Consider the following 19,270-nt stretch of genomic DNA (forward strand, 5'->3'; position numbering starts at 1 on the left):
GGCCCCGATCTAGGGGCGCCACAACCACATCGAGTACGAACCGTGGCGACAGCGAACGATCAACTATTCTTGTCGGAAGAAACCGGAAACGCGCCGCGTCGAGGATGAGATCATGAAACGAGTGAAAACTGGTGGGGGTTGGCCGGCCATCCGCTACGCTTGGCACAAAGCCCGTGAAGGCGGTCCATGGCGACTCTACCGCGCCATGCGGGGTAAAAACGCCTGTAAGAGTTGCGCGCTCGGCATGGGCGGCCAGAAGGGCGGTATGGTGAACGAGGCCAGCCAATTCCCACAGGTCTGCATCAAATCGTTGCAGGCGATGGTGGGCGATTTGCAAGGCGCGATCCCCGCCACATTCTGGTCCGAACATGCCATCGCCGATCTCCAATCCTGGACATCGCACGCGCTGGAACACAGTGGTCGGCTGGTGCAGCCGCTGCTGCTGCGCCCGGGCGCCACGCATTTCCAGCCGATCGCCTGGACGGAGGCACTCGACCGGATCGTCGCGAAACTCCGCGCGACACCACCGCCGGAAACCTTCTGGTATTTCAGTGGCCGCAGTTCCAACGAGGCCAGCTTCCTGTTCCAATTGTTCGCGCGGCTCTACGGCAGCAACCATGTCAACAACGTCAGTTATTATTGCCATCAAGCCAGCGGGGTCGGTCTCGCCAGTGTCACCGGCAGCGGGACGGCCACCCTATCTCTCGACGACCTTCAACAGGCCGACGTGGTCTTCGTCATCGGCGGTAATCCGGCGAGCAACCATCCACGGCTGATGCATGTGCTCATGCACATTCGCCAACGTGGTGGCCAAGTGGTGGTCATCAATCCAGTGATCGAAACCGGGCTGGTGAACTTCAGCTCGCCCAGTGAGTGGCGAAGCCTGCTGTTCGGGACCGAAATCGCCAGCCTGTACTTACAGCCCGATATCGGTGGCGATCTGGCGCTCTTGACCGGCATCGCCAAGCATATCGACGAAATCGGCGCCAGCGACGAGGTGTTCCTGAACGATCATTGCAACGGGTGGTCCGAGTTGCGCGCCCAGCTACGCCAGTTCTCCTGGCCAGAACTCTGCTCGCAGAGTGGAGTGATGCAAGAACAAATACAGCGTGCCGCTCAAATTTATGCCCATGGCCGAAATGTGGTCTTCGCCTGGACCATGGGCATCACCCATCATCGACACGGCGTCGAGAATGTGCAGGCTATCGCCAATCTCGCGCTGATGCGGGGCATGGTGGGCCGCCCTCACGCCGGTCTGCTCCCGATCCGCGGGCATTCCAACGTCCAGGGGATGGGATCGATCGGCGTCACGCCCAAACTCAAGGACACAGTCATAGAGCGACTGGAATCCCATTTCGGCGTCTCCTTGCCGACGGCGCCGGGACTCGACACCCTGGCGTGTCTGGAAGCGGCCCAGGATGGGCGGATGCGCGTGGCGCTTTGTCTCGGCGGCAATCTCCATGGCGCCTCCCCCGATTCCGCATTTACCCGCGACGCCTTGGCTCGGCTTGACCTGCTCGTCCACCTCAACACCAAGCTCAACACCGGCCATGTTCACGGACTAGCCCGAGAGACGCTGATTCTCCCGGTCCTCGCCCGCGACGAGGAGCCGCAACCCACCACTCAGGAATCGATGTTCAATTACGTTCGCCTAAGCGACGGCGGCCCGGCCCGGCACGCCGGTCCACGCAGCGAGGTCCAGGTGATCGCGACGCTCGCGGCGGATGTTCTGGGCGATGCCAAGCAGCCTCTCGACTGGCAAGCCATGGCGGACACGGGGCGAATTCGGGAAGCGATCGCGGCGGTCATCCCCGGTTTCGAGAAAATGGCCACGATCGACGCGACGCGGGAGGAATTTCATGTGCAGGGGCGTCTTTTTCACACGCCGCGCTTCGCCACCGCCGACGGGCGGGCGCGACTACACGTCCACGCGCTGCCTTCTCTCGGCGGTGGGAACGGCGCATTCCGCCTGATGACCGTTCGCAGCGAGGGTCAATTCAACACCGTGGTGTATGAGGAGCAAGACCTGTACCGGGGTGTCGTCGGGCGTGATGTGATTCTCCTGCACCCGGAGGATATACGGGCGCATGGACTGACGGCGAATCAGCGAATCACCGTGCGCAGTTCGACCGGGTCGTTGTCCGGTATCCGGGTCATTCCTTTCGAATCGATCAAGGCCGGCAATGCGCTGATGTACTATCCCGAGGCGAACGTGCTGGTCGGTCGCGATGTCGATCCGCAATCGCACACCCCCGCCTACAAGAATGTTTCGATTACCCTCGATCAAGCTTTGTAGTTGAGGATGTGGAGTTGGAGGACGCGCGGCAGCCATGACGGCTGGGCGAAGATCGGAGCGATGGATCACTGGGTCGCTTGCCTTGCCACTGCCATCTGGCTTGATCGATGGCGCGACCTAGATAATCTCGTGAGTCACAAGTTCTCATGAATCATGGGGCTGGATAGCATATAATTTATTGAATAATAATTGTTTTTCTTATATAGCAATAACTTGTCGAACAGTTGAATTTGAACGACTTCAACAAGTTATTAAAACTTATGACTCACGAGTTAATATTATCATCGCACTTTCAATAATCGCGGAGGTAGTCCTGCAGATTGTAGTGAACCCTTATGCAGTCACGACCGATAGAGAATTGTTATAATGATGGATAAAATACCAAATAGCTCCAATGTGGTTTTCCAGTGTCTTCGAAAAAGAGAGCGTCTTTCTAACGAGACGAGAAATTCTTTGTCTTAAAGTACCATTGAATCTTTCAATTTTGTAAGTCCGACCCCTTTCTTTGCCTACGGCTTTGTGACGTTTGGTTGGGAATATCACCTCATACGCTTCCCAAAAATCGGTATAAGCGACGGCGCATTGGCGATAAACCGGCGGTAGGGAGTCCCACAGTCCTTGAGCGCCTTTTTGGCTTCGATTACCGACAAAAACGCCGACGATCTCGCTTGTGCCTTGATCAATCGCTAACCAAACCCATTGTTTGTTATTCTTATTTCCTACAAAAGACCCCAGTTCGTCACATTGAATCACGAGCCGACCTTTGGGCTTTTTTTAACAGCGACTTGCTGAGGGACTCCTTGATATTTTCGATTGACATCGCCTTGTAGCCAACGTTCTGAAACCCCAACGACCCGTGCAATACCGGCAATAGGAATTCGTTCTAATAACAGTTTGTCGATTAAATCCTTTTTATCTTGCGAAATTCTATTCTCTGGATTTTCGACAAATTGTCGACTGCAATCTTTGCAAGAAAACGTGGGCTTGCCGTTGTGAATGCTGCCGTTTTTTACAACATTGACGGAATGACAATTAGGACAAATCATCGCTCTTTACTGACTCTATTTGTTACCACTAAAATCATACCATAAATTAATCACTACTTTCTACAGGACTACCCCCGGAAGTACTTCGGTCTCAAGAAAGGTGTCACCGCCTACACACTGGTCGCTAACCACGTCCCGATCAACGCTAAAATCATCGGTACCCACGAGCACGAGCGCCATTTCGTCTTCGACCTGCTCTACAACAACATGACGGAGATTCGGCCGGAGCGACATTCGACTGACACCCATGGAACCAACCAGGTTAACTTCTGGATCCTGATGATGTTTGGCTACCAGTTCGCACCCCGCTACCGGGATCTGCATAAAAAGATGGATACACTGATTGGCTTCCATCCTCCCAGTCACTACGCTGACGATCTCATTAAACCCGCCCGCCAGGTGTTCGAGGGGCTGATCATCCGGGAGTGGCCTAACATTCAGCGCCTCATGGCTTCCCTCGCGCAGAAGGATGTGACCCAGGCGACCCTGATCCGCAAGCTCAATTCCTTTATCCGCCAGAACCAGACCAAGAAAGCACTGTGGGAACTTGATGGCCTGTGCCGGACTCTTTACATCCTCGACTATATCGACGATGTCGGTTTGCGGCAGAACGTCCAAAAGGCGTTGAATCGCGGCGAAGCCTATCATCGTTTCCGCCGAGCCATCGCCTACGTCAATGGCGGGAAGTTTCGGGTCAAGACCGAGGCTGAACAGCACCTCTGGAACGAATGTTCACGACTCCTTGCCAATGCCATCATCTACTACAATACGGCCCTCCTGTCTCGTATCTACGAGCAACAGCAGGCGGCCGGCGACGTGGCGGTGCTGGACCTGATCAAGGCGATCTCCCCCATCGCCTGGCAGCACATCAATCTGTTTGGAAACCTGGATTTCAACGCCGCTCAATCCAACCTCGACTTGGAAGCGCTGGCCGCACGCTATGCCGGCCCGGAATACTGGCGTCAAGGCTGGTCGGATGATCCCGAGGACCCTCCACTCCATTAGCAAAGGCTGATTTTTACCTTTTCGAGGGGTTGGGCAAATTTAGTCTAGTGGGCTGACACAGAAGTTTTGACAGGTTCAGAGGTTTCTAGGTCCACCGGGGTTTCAGAAGATTTCAAGGGAGGATAGAGGCGCTTGAGTTTGACCCGGGCCAAGTCGGTGCCGAACTGCCAGTGGATTTTGGTCTGACGTAGGTTGCGTGGGCCTTGCCAAGCGGCGATTTCCTTCCGCAAAGTTTCGAGGTTCGCAATGCGGCGATTCAAACACTGGCCGGCGAGAACAGCGAACTCACATTCCGCCATATTGAGCCAACTGCCATGCTTGGGGGTGTAATGAAATTCGAGCTTGCGGGTGATCCGGCGGGCTTCCTCTGGAGAAAAGACACTATACAAGGCCGCAGGAGTGTGGGTATTGAGGTTATCCACGACCAACCGGATTCGCTCCGCCTTCGGAAAGTACACATCAACGAGTTGCTGCATTTGCTGGGCAAAATCGCGTTTGGTGCGCTGTTTCGTGACATTAACATGACGCCACCCGCGCAAGGGTTGTACGAATAGAAATAAATTGGCGGTGCCTTCGCGTTTGTATTCACAGTCATAGCGCGCCGGTTGACCCGGGCGGGCGGGTTGAGGACAGCGGGTTTCGCTGGTCAATTGCACCGGACTTTCATCGAAGCACACTTGGGGGTATTGAGGATCATCGGGTTCGGCGTACAGGTCCAACACATCCTCCATATGCCAAACATAATCGGGACTGACACTGGGAATACACCATTCTTGACGTTGCCAGGGTTTGAGGTCGTTTTTTTAAGGATGCGCCGCACACTCTCACGGGAAATGGCTTCGATGGGCCGGAGTTCCATGAAGCGGTCCGCTAACAATTGGAGAGTCCACTGACAACGGCCAGCGGGCGGGGTACTACAGGCCAAGGCGACCAGAAAGGCGGCCTGTTTGCCGGTCAAGGCCGGGGGCAAACCGACTCGTGGCCGCTCGCTTAACGCCGCCAGCAACCCTTCGTCGACAAACCGTTGACGGGTACGATGAACGGTCGAAATCCCCAAGTGAAGGCTTTGGGCAATGGCCTCATCCGTCGCCCCTTCCGCAGCCTGCAGCAACACATGGGCACGGGCAACCTTGCGCGCCGCTGCCTTGCCTTTATGAATGACCTTCAGCAGGTCTTCCCGCTCCTCTTCAGTTAGATCAACCAGATACTTGTGGGCCATGGTGATTCCTCCTGTTGATCTCAACCATAGGGCACCCACCGCTACCTGTCAAAACTTCTGTGTCAGCCCACTAGAATACGATTCTATATATCGGGGCGCGAGCTGAGCGGAATCGGTCTAATACCGGAGAGCGCATAGGCGCTTGCAGGTGATTAGGCCGATTACCGCTCCAGCGAGTTGATAGGCGGAGCGCGCAGCGCGACGCCTGCAACTCGCGTCGAGCGAAGCTCGGCTCGCGCCCCGATAAGCGGAGCGCGAAGCGCTCCGCTTATCATATAGCACACCTGATTATGTGGATTCCGTTGTTATAGATGCTACTGATACAAATAGTCCAATTTTCACAGCATTCTCTGGAAGTGAAATAGCTAAGACAGCAGCACTGCACTACTTTGCTGAAAAATTAAAAGATCAGCGTTATGCATCTATCACTATAAAGACATTAAATAGTTCTACTAGTGTTAAGGGTGGTATTTCTAATATTTTAAGATTTATGGCGAATGACCAGGATGGTAATGGGTGTTCAAGTTGGCCGAAAATTTGATAAGGGTTTTCTTCACTCGGAGAAATTAATACTGAGTAATTAGTTTTTAGAATCTACAAAAACGCCCGCAACTCCTTCGGAATCGGATCAACCGGCAGCTCATCTCCCAACTCCAACACCACTGCCGCCTCGCCCGGCTTGAGCCAGAACTGCACGACCACCTCACCTCGCACCGCTACCCGATCCAGCCACGGCTGTAGTTCCTGAGCGCGGGCGTAGTGCAGGGCGAGGATGCCGCTCTGGTAAATCGCCGGGTTGTAGCGCTCCAGGCTCTCCAGCCGTCCGGCTAGGGCGGGCGTCTTGCCGTCGGCAATCTCCACCTCCCCCAACAGATAGTAGGGGCGGTCGGGATCAATGCGGTTGATCAGTCCGCGCAGCGTCCGTCCGGTCATGTTGATTCGTTCGGCCATCACCCGCAGCGGTTCACCCTCGATCAACCGGGCGGAGACCGGCAGCAGGTTGTGATACGCCGCACTCTTGCCCACCGCGCGCGGCTGACCTTCGTACAGCACAATCAAGCCATCTTTCCACAGACCAACAACCGGGCAACGGCAGGCGATCCGTTCCAGGGTCAGGTTGTCCGACGCGATCAACTCCAGGTCGTACCAATGCGTCCCGATCTGGCGCGTGTACTGCTCGACCGAAATGTCGAAGCTCTTGAGCACCGCTTGCAGGGCATCCCGGAAGCCCCAGTGACTGAGCGGATACAAGGCGACGGTCAGGCTCAGCAGCACCGCCAGCAGAATCATCTCCGCTTTGCTGCCGACCGCCATGCGCCAGTTGCGGTTGCCGGGCGTCACCAGCCGCACCGGCGAGGGCCAAAACAAATCGACGCCCCGGAGATTCACCATATCAATCCACAAATGCGACCAGTAGCCGCCCACCACGCAACCCCAGTAATGCGGCTGGATCAGCGCCAGCGGATAGGCTACGAGGGCCAGCGCCCCGAGGGCGACCAGGGAATGGGTCAGGGTGCGATGGCCAAAGCGGCGCTCCAGCGGCACCGAGGCGAACCAGAACAGCCGCCCGATCTTGGCGGGGGGATGGTCGATGTCGGGCAGGATGCTGGCGGCCACGATCAGCAACCCGCCGATCAGGTCGGGCTTGTACCCGAACAGCGTCGCGCCGCCCAGATAGAGCACCGAGGCAAAAGCAGCGTGGGTGCCGAGGGTCAAGGGATTAACCGGAGTGTTGCGCGATCCATTCCTTGAGCGCCTCATCCATTCGCGTCTGCCAGCCTTGGCCCGTGGCCTTGAAGTACGCCACCACTTCGGGCGAGTAGCGCACGGTCAACGCCCGCTTGCGCGGCTTGCGGCCTGGCCCGCGCGCCCGGCGCAAGGCGGCCAGCGTGGCCTCGACGCCCCCGCCCGGTGTGACGATGGCGCGGCTCCAATCGACCTGATCTTCCTCGCCCCCCTCATCGGGCGCGGCTTCCAGCGCCGCCGCGATGCACTCAGGGCTGAACGGTCGCAAAGTAGTTTTGAGTTTGGCGTTTGTTGGCATAGCGGCATGAAATCAGATGGGCGGCGGTGGGCCGCTCGGTCCAGACCAGAAAGACGACGCGCCCGCGCCAGAACGCGAGGCTTTGTAGCCGTTGTTCGCCGTAGGCGTCGCGGTCGTCTTCCACAGTATTCATCGGAGCGTCGAAAACCTCATCAAGCATCGCTAAGTCAATGCCATGCTTGCGCAGGTTTTCTAAACGCTTGGGTTCATCCCAGGTGATCATGAGTAAATTGTAACTACATTATAGCTTTTTTATGACCGGATCGGGGAACGAACGCGGGGTCAATTCGCCTTCCCCGCGCCTTTGAACAGAAACACTCGAACCGAGATCACCACCGCCGCCAGCATCCCGGCGAAGATGTACAACTCGGTATCGCCGGTGCCGATGGCCAGGTAACGCGCCCCGACCACCGAGGCCAGGGCAATGATCATGACCGGTGTAAAATCCACATAGCGCACCCCCGCCGCATGGCGCATGTCGCGGATCTTGCGCTTGTCCACCAGCCGTTCCTTGGCCGAGTCGTCCAGCATATCGGCGATGGCTTGCGGGTTGCCGCCGGATTGCTTGACGATATGTCCTACGAACAGGCCGGGCGATTCGATGAGCATCCCTTGCCGGGCGATGTATGCCTGGACAATTTCCCGCGTGGCGTCCGGCGTGAGCGGCGGAATCGGAATCTCGGTCATCTTCCACCAGAGCTTGGACACGTTGGCTTTCTTCTGGCGGGCGCAGCCGATGACTTGGGCAACCTCGAACACCGCCAGCCAGAACGCGACCAGGGTGGGCGTCAGGCTGGTGAAATCGTCCACGGCGATGAGAACCTTGCCGTGATGATCATGCAGGGCGGGGATAATCGCCGCCGTCAAATCCCGCATACTCAAGCGATTCACCTGGCGGCGGATGCGCGACCACTCAATCAGTTCGGGCGGCAGGTAGCGGTATTCTTCGGGCAACTCCAGCGCCCCCGAATCGAGCAGGCCAACCGCCAGCAGCTTGCGGGCGATGTCGACAAACTGCGCCTTGGGTTGATGGTCGGCGATATGGATCACGGTCTGGGTGCGCCGCGTCCGCTCATGACCGTGCTGATTTTGCGCGTCGCCGGTTTCGGCATCGTGGGGCCAGTCATCGGCTTCGGCATCAACCGGCATCCGCTCAGCCCGCCGCCGCTCCAGGCGTTCCAGGAGCGTTTCCAGGACAGCGGATTTGCCCACGCCGACCGCACCGGTCAGGAGGAGATGACGGCCTTTCTTGATCTCCTTGAGCGCCTTGTCGACGAGGGCTTCACGCCCAATCAGCCCGGTGATGGCTTTCATGTTCAACCCTCCGGCAATTGCTTGCGTTGGCCGCTCAGGTAGTCCAGCAACGGTTGCCACTGTTCCCCGGCCAAGTGCGCGATCTGGCGGCGCTGGGCATCGAGGAGCAAGTCCAGGCGTTTGGCGGCGGCGGCTTCCACGTTCTGTTTCTGGGCGGCGTCCCAGAGCTTTTCGACTTCCCCCTCGTAGCCGGTTTTGATGCGCTCTTGCACCCAATCGGCTTTGGCTTTCTGGAAGTCCAGCCGTTCCCCCACCGCCGCCCGCTCGGCTTCCAGTGGTTCTGTTGCGTTAGCTGATAGGGTCGGATTTCGGTAAGCTACACGGCCCCTGTCCTGACTTGAGAACCCGCATGATCGATTTTAGAGGCCACCGCTTTGAACGAGACATCATCCTAACGAGTGTCCGTTGGTACCTCGCCTATCCGTTGAGCTATCGGAACCTGGAAGAGATGCTGGCGGAGCGGGGTGTCGACGTGGATCATTCCAGCGTCTACCGCTGGGTCCAGAAGTTTACGCCGCAGTTGGAAGCGGCTTTCCGCAAAGGACAAAAGCGCCCGGTGGGCACAAGTTGGCGGATGGATGAGACCTACATTAAGGTCAAAGGCCAGTGGAAGTACCTCTACCGCGCGGTTGATCGAGACGGCCAGACGATCGACTTCCTGTTCACGGCGCATCGCGATAAAAAGCCGCCCTGCGCTTTCTCAAAAAGGCGATACGGCAGCACTGGTCTTCCGGACAAAGTCACGATCGATAAGAGTGGCGCTAACACCCAAATGATGGATGCACTCCAGGAGGAGACGAATCGCCGCCATTGAGATTCGCCAAAACAAGTACTTAAATAATTTAGTGGAACAAGATCATCGCGCCGTTAAACGGATCGTCCGCCCCATGCTGGGGTTCAAAGGCTTTCATTCTGCTCAGGGCCCACCCTGCGGGGCATCGAACTCCTGCACATGATCAAGAAGGGCCAAATGATCATGGCCGAAGGGACGAATCTCTCCGCCGCAGGACAATTTTATTCACTGGCTGCCTAATAACCTGCAAGGGTTACCCAATCGTGCTCGAAAAAAATTAACGCAACAGAACCGTTCGATGCCCCGCAGGGTGGTCCGAGCAGAATGAAAGCCTTTGAACCCCAGCATGGGGCGGACGATCCGTTTAACGGCGCGATGATCTTGTTCCACTAAATTATTTAAGTACTTGTTTTGGCGAATCTCAATGGCGGCGCCCGTCTCCTCCTGGAGTGCATCCAGGGCAGCGGTGTTAGCGCCACTCTTATCGATCGTGACTTTGTCCGGAAGACCGTGCTGCCGTATCGCCTTTTTGAGAAAGCGCAGGGCGGCTTTCTTATCGCGATGCGCCGTGAACAGGAAGTCGATCGTCTGGCCGTCTCGATCAACCGCGCGGTAGAGGTACTTCCACTGGCCTTTGACCTTAATGTAGGTCTCATCCATCCGCCAACTTGTGCCCACCGGGCGCTTTTGTCCTTTGCGGAAAGCCGCTTCCAACTGCGGCGTAAACTTCTGGACCCAGCGGTAGACGCTGGAATGATCCACGTCGACACCCCGCTCCGCCAGCATCTCTTCCAGGTTCCGATAGCTCAACGGATAGGCGAGGTACCAACGGACACTCGTTAGGATGATGTCTCGTTCAAAGCGGTGGCCTCTAAAATCGATCATGCGGGTTCTCAAGTCAGGACAGGGGCCGTGTAGCTTACCGAAATCCGACCCTATCAGCTAACGCAACAGAACCCATCGAACTCCTGCACATGATCAAGAAGGGCCAAATGATCATGGCCGAAGGGACGAATCTCTCCGCCGCAGGACAATTTTATTCACTGGCTGCCTAATAACCTGCAAGGGTTACCCAATCGTGCTCGAAAAAAATCCTCCTGTAAATTTTCCTGTGATGCTCTATGCGTTTGAAACTAACCGCAAGTTTGACGGATCATTCGCGGCTTCTTGAGGAAACCAGACAGAATCCCATTCATTATTGAGTTCGATCACCTTTAAAATGCCTAAACTTCGACTTCCTGCAGGACGCCAACTCATCCCTTTTTTCTTCTGACGACGTCCGATAACTTGATCACAGCCTTTCTCGATAGAACCACTTCCGATGGGTTTGCCTGCAATCTGACGACTTCGATAATCGATAATTTCATGCTGATGTTTTTCAAGATAATTGATCAGTTCAAGATGCTTTTCTGCATTTTTGGGTTGCACCTGCTCGACTAAGTAATTCAAAACCGTGACAACATCACCACGCCAGAGGTGATAGAACATAAACTTTAGATGCTGATTCTTCTCATCCTTATTCAAGGCAATCATACTCATTAAATCACGAATTTTTTTACCAAGATGGTACCAATCCAGGATAATCAGCACGGTGATACCAAATACCGCCCAAAGATGCTCACGAATGATTTTTGCGCCATCTGTAATCGCGATAATCGGCAATGGCTTTTCTTCTTTCCCATAATCTTCAATCACCCGGCTTTTCAGAATATCAGCAACCGGAATGATCGCTTTCCCCTGTCGATCAATCGGTGCGGTCAGGTATTCAAGATCGCCGTCTTTATTAACAACGTAGAAAACCACGCCCTTAGGGCGTGGTCAGAGATCAACGGCTTTGCCAGTTGATCGACTCATGGGGTACTACTACGGTTTGTTGTCCCCACAACAGATCGAGAGGAGTACTGACCATGAGTCGATTCAGAAAGTTATCACATACGATCTGGCACTGCCAGTATCATATTGTTTGGGTTCCGAAATACCGGTATCGAGTCCTCACAGGGCACATTGCAGAAGAGGTATCGCGATGTATTCACGCCTTTTCGGACTATCAAAAAGTGGAAATTGTTGAATTAAATATCCAGGTGGATCATGTTCATCTGTTGGTGATGATTCCGCCGAAGTTGTCGATTTCTAACTTTGTGGGAACGCTGAAGGGGCGGACGGCCATTCGGGTCTTCAATCGGTTTTGCGAACTGAAAAGGAGACCCTATTGGGGCAACCACTTTTGGGCGCGCGGCTACTGTGTGGATACGATAGGACTGGATGTCGAGAAGATTCGCAAGTATGTGCGGTATCAAGAGCGTAAGGAAAGAGACGCCGAACAGCGCGGTTTCGATTTCTAAAGTGAGAACCCATCCTGTGGGGACGACGCCCTTGCCTCCTCAGGGGGCAAGGCAGACTATCCCCTTTTAGGGGTTAACCAAAACCACCCGCTTTGCGGGTGGTTTCTTTACTTTCAAAGAGAATGACGTCACTCGATACGGCAGACGTCTTCTTCGGTGCGGATTTCTCTGGCACTTCTTCCTTTATAACTGATTGTTTTCTTATACGATTTTCTTTCTGACCACGGACTTGAATGGCATCTTCGAAAATCAGAATTTCCCGACTTTCTGGGTCGTAAATATCAACATCAGGGTCAATGTTGATGACAGAACCACTCGTCTTCGATAAGGTTTCTTCCACTTGCGCGACGCACGCTTGACTGAGCGCTTGCGCCTTTTCAACCACCACATGGTGGATTTTTTGGTCACTGAGTTGTCGGAACCCGGTGACCCTCTCTATTAAATCGGATACATCGATATAGCTTAAGCGATTGCTATAATAAGCGGAGAATTCTTTTAACCGATCACTCACATAATCTTCCTGAAATTGATCCGTCAAATCAAAGTAGGTTCGATGAGGCAAACTAGGGTATTCTCGATCAATAAATCGCTGAAGTCTAAATTCAAAAGGTCCATGAAGCGTCTTAATCTTGATGGGTGTTGTCCCATTGCAAATCAAGTCTTTTTTTATCCTGAATAAAGATGTTTTGAGCCGCTTCTAACAAATCAGCCTGAAGATCCGGTAGTGCATTTTTCTTAAATTCTTCAACTGCACCTTCAATACAATGCAAGCTTTGATTTCTCCAATCCAAAGAATATGTTCGTGTGGATCGATGATCAATAATACGACCTTCATCATCACGAAGAATCAATTCAACGGTCGGCATGGCGCTTCTCCAGATCAAAGAGGAGGCGTGGTTTTTTACAGAATTTCTGGACGCATCCTCAGCCGCCGCCCGATCGGCAGCCTTCCATGGATTTCGCCCTTTTTCAAAATCAATCAATGCCCTAATAGGCCGGCTCCAAAAGAGTTCTTGAAAAAGCAAAAAGTTAGATATCAGTATACCCTATGGTTTGTCTATCACAGGAAAATTTACAGGACCAAAAAAATTAACGCAACAGAACCAATCCGACCCTATCAGCTAACGCAACAGAACCATTAATGTTCAGGACTTTCGCTTATGGGCTATTTTTTACCATATATAGATATTTATTGATCAGAACCATACTTTATATGGTAGCCAAGCGAAAGTCCTGATGTTTTGTCCAGCCCCTCAGAGGTGTGGTGATGCTAAACACTCATCAAAACCCGCCAAATTCCTGATTGGGGCTGGAGTTTGGCGCCAGGATGCCGCAGTCGGTGGGGCGCGTCCATGTCATGAGGACCTTATGGAAAGCGAATCTGCGAAAAGTGGCGACCATTCTGAATGGCACAGCGTTCAATCGCCTCCGCTGAGGCAATCCAGCCTCTTTCCTCCAGAAAAGAGAGGTAAGCGCGGGTGGAAACGCGGTGCACGCTATCGGGCAGATGAAAACTCGCCCGCGCGATCTTGTGATCTTCAAACAGGAAGACGGCCGGTACCGCTGGATCTTCCAACCCCAACCGGGTCATGTATTCCTGAACGGCCAGTTCACCCAAACCTGTCTTGCGCGGTGGCGCGCCCTTGCCGGCGGTCGCGTCGGCCAGACGCTGCTGATAACGCTGCCAGACTTCAGTCGTTACCACCGTCAAGGCATGCTCTTTAACCAACGCGGCGATAGCCTCGCTGGTGGGCGTCCGGTTACGGGTCACCTCGTGCAACACCATGTCCACGATGTGGACCGGCCAGCCCGGCTGTTGCAGCACGTCCAGTCGGTCGGCGTAGGCCAGCGTGATCAACGGTCCGGCATCGGGCACCAGAATCGGCACGGTGCTTAACCCGCTAACCGATGTAAGGTATCCACCATCTTACGGGTTTCCACCTCCGGCAAGCGTGGCATCGGCAGGCGAGCCTGGGCCATCAGCAGAAACAGATCTTCTTCGCTGTCGATGCCCAGCGTTTTTATGACGGCCTGGTCATCCAGTCGACCCAACGAGAACGCCAGCAGCGTGGCATAGTTCTCATTGTGGGCCACCTCACCGGCCTCGTAGGTCTCTACCAGAGAGCGGAGTTGCGCATTCAACAACGCATTCACCGACGTATCGCTCTTGGCCGCCACGATTTTAGCCCGCTTGAGTAAATCGCGGTCGATGGCGCCTGTAAAATTAACCGTTGTGCTGGCCATGATCGACCCTCCTAGAAACACTTAAAGAAGTGTAGCACATATTTATGTGTTGACAATAGAGCGAGGTTTCCCATCTATCAGTTTCGGCTTAACGCCTTCACCAGACTTTCGATATTTCAAATGAATACAATAGCTAATATTCTGACCAAACATCTGCTGATCTAGCTTTAACCCCTTCCGTGATTAAGAATCACAGCTCGGCCCTGTCACTTTGCGGCGTAATGGCGCCAGCGATTTTCGGCGTAATGGCGCCACCACCAAGTACTGAAATCAGGGGTTCGAACGCACCTCAAGAATGGCTGTTTTTAGGGTTCTGTTGCGTTAATTTTTTTCGAGCACGATTGGGTAACCCTTGCAGGTTATTAGGCAGCCAGTGAATAAAATTGTCCTGCGGCGGAGAGATTCGTCCCTTCGGCCATGATCATTTGGCCCTTCTTGATCATGTGCAGGAGTTCGATGCCCCGCAGGGTGGTCCGAGCAGAATGAAAGCCTTTGAACCCCAGCATGGGGCGAACGATCCGTTTAACGGCGCGATGATCTTGTTCCACTAAATTATTTAAGTACTTGTTTTGGCGAATCTCAATGGCGGCGCCCGTCTCCTCCTGGAGTGCATCCAGGGCAGCGGTGTTAGCGCCACTCTTATCGATCGTGACTTTGTCCGGAAGACCGTGCTGCCGTATCGCCTTTTTGGGTAGTTTTGCACAACGCCCCGAAAAGGAGCATTCCAACAAAGTTGCAAAAACCTCTTGCCATTCCCATAGGTTTTGAAAGTGGTTTATGAAAGTATTTAGTGTTTGTTTTGTAAGTGATATGTAAAATCTTGCGAAAATGTCCGTTTTTGAAAGCTGAACACTTACAAGGGTTCTGGTTTAACTTCTTTGCAGTATGATTTATAAGAGAGAATTTATCCTTAAATAAATCTACAATTCAATATTTTGGTTTATTTGCCCGTCGGCTCTCAAGTTTTGAAATACACCTTTTCGGGGCGTTGTGCAAAAACAGGTGGTGTCCCTCAGTTTACGTGATGAGCTAAGCCAGTGACGACGACAACATGTATCCTCATTGTGATTGTGGTGTTAATCACTGACCGGGGATCTTATGAAGTGGGAAACGCTCTACTGCCCCAATCGTTCCTGTCACCACTACGGTCGGCCCTTTGGTCAAGGGTTGTTGGTCAAAAATGGTTCCAGTCACGGGAAAAAGCAGGCGTTGTGTCGTTCGTGCGGGAGGAGAGTGTCCTTGACGTACGGAACTGCGTATTTTGACCTCGAGGCCGACCCCGCCGTTTTCGAACTGGCGATGCGGGCGTTGGCGGAGGGAAATTCCATCCAGGGTACGGCACGAATCGTCCAGATCGACAAGGATACGGTTTGTGCGTGGTTGACTCGGGCCGCCCAGCAATGTCGTTTGGTGGTTTTGTCCCATTGGCGCGAGCTGACGGTGACCGAGTGTCAACTGGATGAATTGTGGAGCTTTGTCCATACCAAGGACCAGAATCTGCCGATGGCGCAGCAATGGTGCGAGACGGATGGCGATGCTTGGGTGTGGGTCGCCTTTGCGCCCGAATGGCGCCTGGTGGTAGGGTTTGTCGTGGGCCAGCGCACGCAGGCTCAGGCGAACCTGCTCCTGGAGCGCGTGGTGTATGTGACCGACGATCACGTCCCCTTCTTTACTAGCGACCAATGGCCGGGCTATCCCAGCGCCTTGCTCCATGCCTATGGGGAATGGTATCAGCCCGAGCGCCAAGGGACGCGAGGACGATATCCGGCCCCACGGTGCCGCCCACCGCCGAATTTGCTGTATGCTCAAGTGGTTAAGCGACGTGAAAAAGGACGGGTGGTCGAGGTGACCCGTAAGAGGGTCTGGGGAAGCGCGGACGAGCTTCAGGCGCGATTGGCCGCATCCGCCACCAGCACGACGATCAACACGAGCTTTGTGGAGCGGGATAACCTGGCCTGGCGCGAACACAATCGGCGGTTGGCTCGCAAGACGACCGCGTTTTCCAAGCAACGGTCGTGGATGGAAAAGCAGGTGTGGCTGTCGTTGGCTTACTACCATTTCTGCTTGCCCCACCTGAGCCTGCGTGAGGAATTGCCCACCCCGGAACCGACCCGAGGCAACGGATCGCCCCGTAAATGGCGGCCTGTCACGCCGGCCATGGCGGCGGGGATGACCGATCATATCTGGACCACGGCGGAGTTGCTGGGCTTTCGGGTACCCGCACCGTTTCTGAATACCTTGGAAACCATCAAACACTTGTTCCCCGCACTCGACGATGCTCATCACGTAAACTGAGGGACACCACCAATAACACCCTTTTTGAGAAAGCGCAGGGCGGCTTTCTTATCGCGATGCGCCGTGAACAGGAAGTCGATCGTCTGGCCGTCTCGATCAACCGCGCGGTAGAGGTACTTCCACTGGCCTTTGACCTTAATGTAGGTCTCATCCATCCGCCAACTTGTGCCCACCGGGCGCTTTTGTCCTTTGCGGAAAGCCGCTTCCAACTGCGGCGTAAACTTCTGGACCCAGCGGTAGACGCTGGAATGATCCACGTCGACACCCCGCTCCGCCAGCATCTCTTCCAGGTTCCGATAGCTCAACGGATAGGCGAGGTACCAACGGACACTCGTTAGGATGATGTCTCGTTCAAAGCGGTGGCCTCTAAAATCGATCATGCGGGTTCTCAAGTCAGGACAGGGGCCGTGTAGCTTACCGAAATCCGACCCTATCAGCTAACGCAACAGAACCTGAATACGGTTCTGTTGCGTTAATTTTTTTCGAGCACGATTGGGTAACCCTTGCAGGTTATTAGGCAGCCAGTGAATAAAATTGTCCTGCGGCGGAGAGATTCGTCCCTTCGGCCATGATCATTTGGCCCTTCTTGATCATGTGCAGGAGTTCGATGCCCCGCAGGGTGGTCCGAGCAGAATGAAAGCCTTTGAACCCCAGCATGGGGCGGACGATCCGTTTAACGGCGCGATGATCTTGTTCCACTAAATTATTTAAGTACTTGTTTTGGCGAATCTCAATGGCGGCGCCCGTCTCCTCCTGGAGTGCATCCAGGGCAGCGGTGTTAGCGCCACTCTTATCGATCGTGACTTTGTCCGGAAGACCGTGCTGCCGTATCGCCTTTTTGAGAAAGCGCAGGGCGGCTTTCTTATCGCGATGCGCCGTGAACAGGAAGTCGATCGTCTGGCCGTCTCGATCAACCGCGCGGTAGAGGTACTTCCACTGGCCTTTGACCTTAATGTAGGTCTCATCCATCCGCCAACTTGTGCCCACCGGGCGCTTTTGTCCTTTGCGGAAAGCCGCTTCCAACTGCGGCGTAAACTTCTGGACCCAGCGGTAGACGCTGGAATGATCCACGTCGACACCCCGCTCCGCCAGCATCTCTTCCAGGTTCCGATAGCTCAACGGATAGGCGAGGTACCAACGGACACTCGTTAGGATGATGTCTCGTTCAAAGCGGTGGCCTCTAAAATCGATCATGCGGGTTCTCAAGTCAGGACAGGGGCCGTGTAGCTTACCGAAATCCGACCCTATCAGCTAACGCAACAGAACCTGATGGAGGCTTGCGAAATCCTGTTCGGTGACCAGGCCCGGCAAAAGTACCTGGAGTATTTCCCCGAATCCTCGATGGAGCGCCATGCGAAATCTCATCCAACCACCTCCGATGCCGCCTGAAAAATGACAGAAACCTATTCATCAAAGGAGACCCTGTGATGATGATCCCTTTTCTTGGCGAAGTGATCGGTACGGCCCTGCTGATTCTGCTGGGCGACGGCGTCGTGGCGAACGTGGTGCTCAATGAAACTAAAGGCAAGGACAGCGGTTGGATCGTGATTACCTGGGGCTGGACGATGGCGGTGTTCGTCGCCGTGTTCACCGTGGCGGCGTTCAGCGGCGCGCATCTCAACCCGGCGGTGTCCGTCGGTCTGGCGATCGCCGGCAAATTTGAAGGTTGTGTTGCGTTATTTTAAGACAGATAGGATTCTGACTTTCTCCATGTGAAATTAGGCGGCCAAGGAATAGAATTGCTCGGCAGGGGATAACCCCTGCTCGTCGACGGTGAGCATCTGCCCTTTTTTGATCATGTGCATCAGTTCGATGCCTTGCAGGGTCACTCGGGCGGAACGGAAGGATTGGAATCCCAACATCGGCCGGACGATGCGTTTAACCGCGCGATGATCCTGTTCGATTAAATTGTTTAAGTACTTGTTTTGGCGAATCTCAATGGCGTGACCGGTTTCCTCTTTCAGGGCCTCAATCGCCGTAGTATTCGCGTCGCTCTTGTCGATCGTGACCTTATCCGGAAGGCTGTGCTGCCGTACCGCCTTCTTGAAAAAACGGAGCGCGGCTTTCTCTTATCACGATGCGCCGTGAGCAAGAAGTCGATCGTCTGACCGTCCCGATCAACCGCACGGTAGAGATACTTCCATTGGCTCTTGATCTTGATATACGTCTCATCCACCCGCCAACGGTTGCCTACAGGCCACTTGTTGCCTTTGCGGAAGACCGCTTCCAGTTGGGGGGTGAACTTCTGGACCCAGCGGTAAACACTGGAGTGATCCACGTCGACGCCGCGCTCCGCCCGCATCTCTTCCAAGTTCCGATAACTCAACGGGTACGCCAAATACCAACGGACACCATCGTCGATGTAGTCGAGGGTGTAGAGGGTGCGACAGATGTTGTCGAGCTCTGCCAAGGCCTTCTTGGTCCGGTTCTGCCGGGCATAGGCGTTCAGTTTCCGCACCATAGTGGCTTGCGTCACGTCCTTTTGAGCCAGGGAGACCATGATGCGCTGGATGTTCGGCCACTCGCTGCAGATCAGCGACTCGAGCACCTGGCGCGACGGCTTGATGAGGCTGTCGGCATAGTGCTTCGAATGCCGGAATCCGACCAGGCTCTCGGTCTGGTTCTGTTGCGTTAGCTGATAGGGTCGGATTTCGGTAAGCTACACGGCCCCT

16 protein-coding genes and 8 pseudogenes are annotated in these 19,270 nt (G+C 54.5%); 7 read left to right on the forward strand and 17 right to left on the reverse strand.

Annotated elements, in window-relative coordinates:
• The first annotated feature begins 112 nt into the window (after positions 1-112).
• On the forward strand, positions 113-2,296 hold the full coding sequence (locus H6973_17950) for an FdhF/YdeP family oxidoreductase (GenBank protein ID MCP5127449.1): 2,184 nt from the start codon (positions 113-115) through the stop codon (positions 2,294-2,296).
• 333 nt (positions 2,297-2,629) lie between these two features.
• Here the strand turns inward: H6973_17950 and H6973_17955 are convergent.
• A protein-coding gene (locus H6973_17955; GenBank protein MCP5127450.1) for an IS1 family transposase occupies positions 2,630-3,342 on the reverse strand; the annotation gives its coding sequence in 2 pieces (ribosomal slippage) (positions 2,630-3,072 and positions 3,072-3,342; 714 coding nt in all).
• Between the two features lie 78 nt (positions 3,343-3,420).
• Here H6973_17955 and H6973_17960 point away from each other — a divergent pair.
• Positions 3,421-4,347, forward strand: a pseudogene (locus H6973_17960) (Tn3 family transposase).
• 44 nt (positions 4,348-4,391) lie between these two features.
• Here H6973_17960 and H6973_17965 read toward each other — a convergent pair.
• Positions 4,392-5,566 (reverse strand): annotated as a pseudogene (locus H6973_17965) (IS630 family transposase).
• 292 nt (positions 5,567-5,858) lie between these two features.
• Here H6973_17965 and H6973_17970 point away from each other — a divergent pair.
• Positions 5,859-6,107: a hypothetical protein gene (locus H6973_17970; protein ID MCP5127451.1), complete on the forward strand. Its 249-nt coding sequence runs from the start codon at positions 5,859-5,861 to the stop codon at positions 6,105-6,107.
• A 53-nt stretch (positions 6,108-6,160) separates the two neighbouring features.
• Here H6973_17970 and H6973_17975 read toward each other — a convergent pair whose 3' ends face one another.
• From H6973_17975 to H6973_17995, 5 genes are read right to left on the reverse strand one after another with little or no spacing between them, the layout of a single operon-like run.
• On the reverse strand, positions 6,161-7,282 hold the full coding sequence (locus H6973_17975) for a metal-dependent hydrolase (GenBank protein MCP5127452.1): 1,122 nt from the start codon (positions 7,280-7,282) through the stop codon (positions 6,161-6,163).
• A 4-nt stretch (positions 7,283-7,286) separates the two neighbouring features.
• Entirely contained in the window at positions 7,287-7,610 is a 324-nt protein-coding gene (locus H6973_17980; GenBank protein ID MCP5127453.1) for a BrnA antitoxin family protein, read from the reverse strand.
• On the reverse strand, positions 7,561-7,833 hold the full coding sequence (locus tag H6973_17985) for a BrnT family toxin (protein MCP5127454.1): 273 nt from the start codon (positions 7,831-7,833) through the stop codon (positions 7,561-7,563). The genes H6973_17980 and H6973_17985 overlap by 50 nt, the downstream gene beginning before the upstream one ends.
• A gap of 59 nt (positions 7,834-7,892) precedes the next feature.
• Positions 7,893-8,924 (reverse strand): ATP-binding protein, encoded by a 1,032-nt coding sequence (locus tag H6973_17990; protein ID MCP5127455.1) that lies wholly within the window; start codon positions 8,922-8,924, stop codon positions 7,893-7,895.
• A gap of 2 nt (positions 8,925-8,926) precedes the next feature.
• Positions 8,927-9,178 (reverse strand): hypothetical protein, encoded by a 252-nt coding sequence (locus H6973_17995; protein MCP5127456.1) that lies wholly within the window; start codon positions 9,176-9,178, stop codon positions 8,927-8,929.
• A 95-nt stretch (positions 9,179-9,273) separates the two neighbouring features.
• On the opposite strand from H6973_17995, the pseudogene H6973_18000 reads away from it, so the two are divergent.
• Positions 9,274-9,957 (forward strand): annotated as a pseudogene (locus H6973_18000) (IS6 family transposase).
• 54 nt (positions 9,958-10,011) lie between these two features.
• Here the strand turns inward: H6973_18000 and H6973_18005 are convergent.
• Together H6973_18005 and H6973_18010 are read right to left on the reverse strand one after the other, a co-directional pair.
• A pseudogene (locus H6973_18005) lies at positions 10,012-10,602 on the reverse strand (IS6 family transposase).
• Positions 10,603-10,836: 234 nt separating this feature from the next.
• Positions 10,837-11,520, reverse strand: coding sequence for a hypothetical protein (locus tag H6973_18010; protein ID MCP5127457.1), 684 nt, complete (start codon positions 11,518-11,520; stop codon positions 10,837-10,839).
• A 104-nt stretch (positions 11,521-11,624) separates the two neighbouring features.
• On the opposite strand from H6973_18010, the gene tnpA reads away from it, so the two are divergent.
• A complete protein-coding gene (gene tnpA, locus H6973_18015; protein MCP5127458.1) occupies positions 11,625-12,059 on the forward strand; it encodes an IS200/IS605 family transposase in 435 nt (144 codons plus the stop codon).
• A 73-nt stretch (positions 12,060-12,132) separates the two neighbouring features.
• Here tnpA and H6973_18020 read toward each other — a convergent pair whose 3' ends face one another.
• From H6973_18020 to H6973_18040, 5 genes and pseudogenes are all read right to left on the reverse strand, one after another.
• Positions 12,133-12,621, reverse strand: coding sequence for a hypothetical protein (locus H6973_18020; GenBank protein MCP5127459.1), 489 nt, complete (start codon positions 12,619-12,621; stop codon positions 12,133-12,135).
• 61 nt (positions 12,622-12,682) lie between these two features.
• Complete coding sequence (locus tag H6973_18025; protein MCP5127460.1) at positions 12,683-13,042, reverse strand: hypothetical protein; 360 nt, start codon at positions 13,040-13,042, stop codon at positions 12,683-12,685.
• 383 nt (positions 13,043-13,425) lie between these two features.
• Positions 13,426-13,947 (reverse strand): hypothetical protein, encoded by a 522-nt coding sequence (locus tag H6973_18030; protein ID MCP5127461.1) that lies wholly within the window; start codon positions 13,945-13,947, stop codon positions 13,426-13,428.
• A gap of 5 nt (positions 13,948-13,952) precedes the next feature.
• Positions 13,953-14,303: a hypothetical protein gene (locus tag H6973_18035; GenBank protein MCP5127462.1), complete on the reverse strand. Its 351-nt coding sequence runs from the start codon at positions 14,301-14,303 to the stop codon at positions 13,953-13,955.
• Positions 14,304-14,665: 362 nt separating this feature from the next.
• A pseudogene (locus H6973_18040) lies at positions 14,666-14,992 on the reverse strand (IS6 family transposase).
• Between the two features lie 520 nt (positions 14,993-15,512).
• On the opposite strand from H6973_18040, the gene H6973_18045 reads away from it, so the two are divergent.
• The gene (locus tag H6973_18045) at positions 15,513-16,598 is read left to right on the forward strand and encodes a helix-turn-helix domain-containing protein (GenBank protein ID MCP5127463.1); all 1,086 of its coding nucleotides are present in this window, start codon (positions 15,513-15,515) and stop codon (positions 16,596-16,598) included.
• Positions 16,599-16,618: 20 nt separating this feature from the next.
• On the opposite strand, the pseudogene H6973_18050 reads toward H6973_18045, so the two are convergent.
• Positions 16,619-16,978 (reverse strand): annotated as a pseudogene (locus H6973_18050) (IS6 family transposase).
• Positions 16,979-17,111: 133 nt separating this feature from the next.
• Entirely contained in the window at positions 17,112-17,792 is a 681-nt protein-coding gene (locus tag H6973_18055) for an IS6 family transposase (protein MCP5127464.1), read from the reverse strand.
• Positions 17,793-18,028: 236 nt separating this feature from the next.
• Here H6973_18055 and H6973_18060 point away from each other — a divergent pair.
• Positions 18,029-18,262: pseudogene (locus H6973_18060) on the forward strand (aquaporin).
• A 54-nt stretch (positions 18,263-18,316) separates the two neighbouring features.
• Here H6973_18060 and H6973_18065 read toward each other — a convergent pair.
• A pseudogene (locus tag H6973_18065) lies at positions 18,317-18,990 on the reverse strand (IS6 family transposase).
• Positions 18,991-19,270 lie beyond the last annotated feature (280 nt).

The organism is Gammaproteobacteria bacterium (assembly GCA_024235095.1).
In the GTDB taxonomy this organism is placed as follows: domain Bacteria; phylum Pseudomonadota; class Gammaproteobacteria; order Competibacterales; family Competibacteraceae; genus UBA2383.

Coding starts and splice junctions, on each gene's coding strand:
- H6973_17950 (MCP5127449.1), top strand. CDS start 113: ATGAAACGAGTGAAAACTGGTGGGGGTTGGCCGGCCATCCGCTACGCT.
- H6973_17980 (MCP5127453.1), bottom strand. CDS start 7,610: ATGCCAACAAACGCCAAACTCAAAACTACTTTGCGACCGTTCAGCCCT.
- H6973_17985 (MCP5127454.1), bottom strand. CDS start 7,833: ATGATCACCTGGGATGAACCCAAGCGTTTAGAAAACCTGCGCAAGCAT.
- H6973_17990 (MCP5127455.1), bottom strand. CDS start 8,924: ATGAAAGCCATCACCGGGCTGATTGGGCGTGAAGCCCTCGTCGACAAG.
- tnpA (MCP5127458.1), top strand. CDS start 11,625: ATGAGTCGATTCAGAAAGTTATCACATACGATCTGGCACTGCCAGTAT.
- H6973_18035 (MCP5127462.1), bottom strand. CDS start 14,303: ATGGCCAGCACAACGGTTAATTTTACAGGCGCCATCGACCGCGATTTA.
- H6973_18055 (MCP5127464.1), bottom strand. CDS start 17,792: ATGATCGATTTTAGAGGCCACCGCTTTGAACGAGACATCATCCTAACG.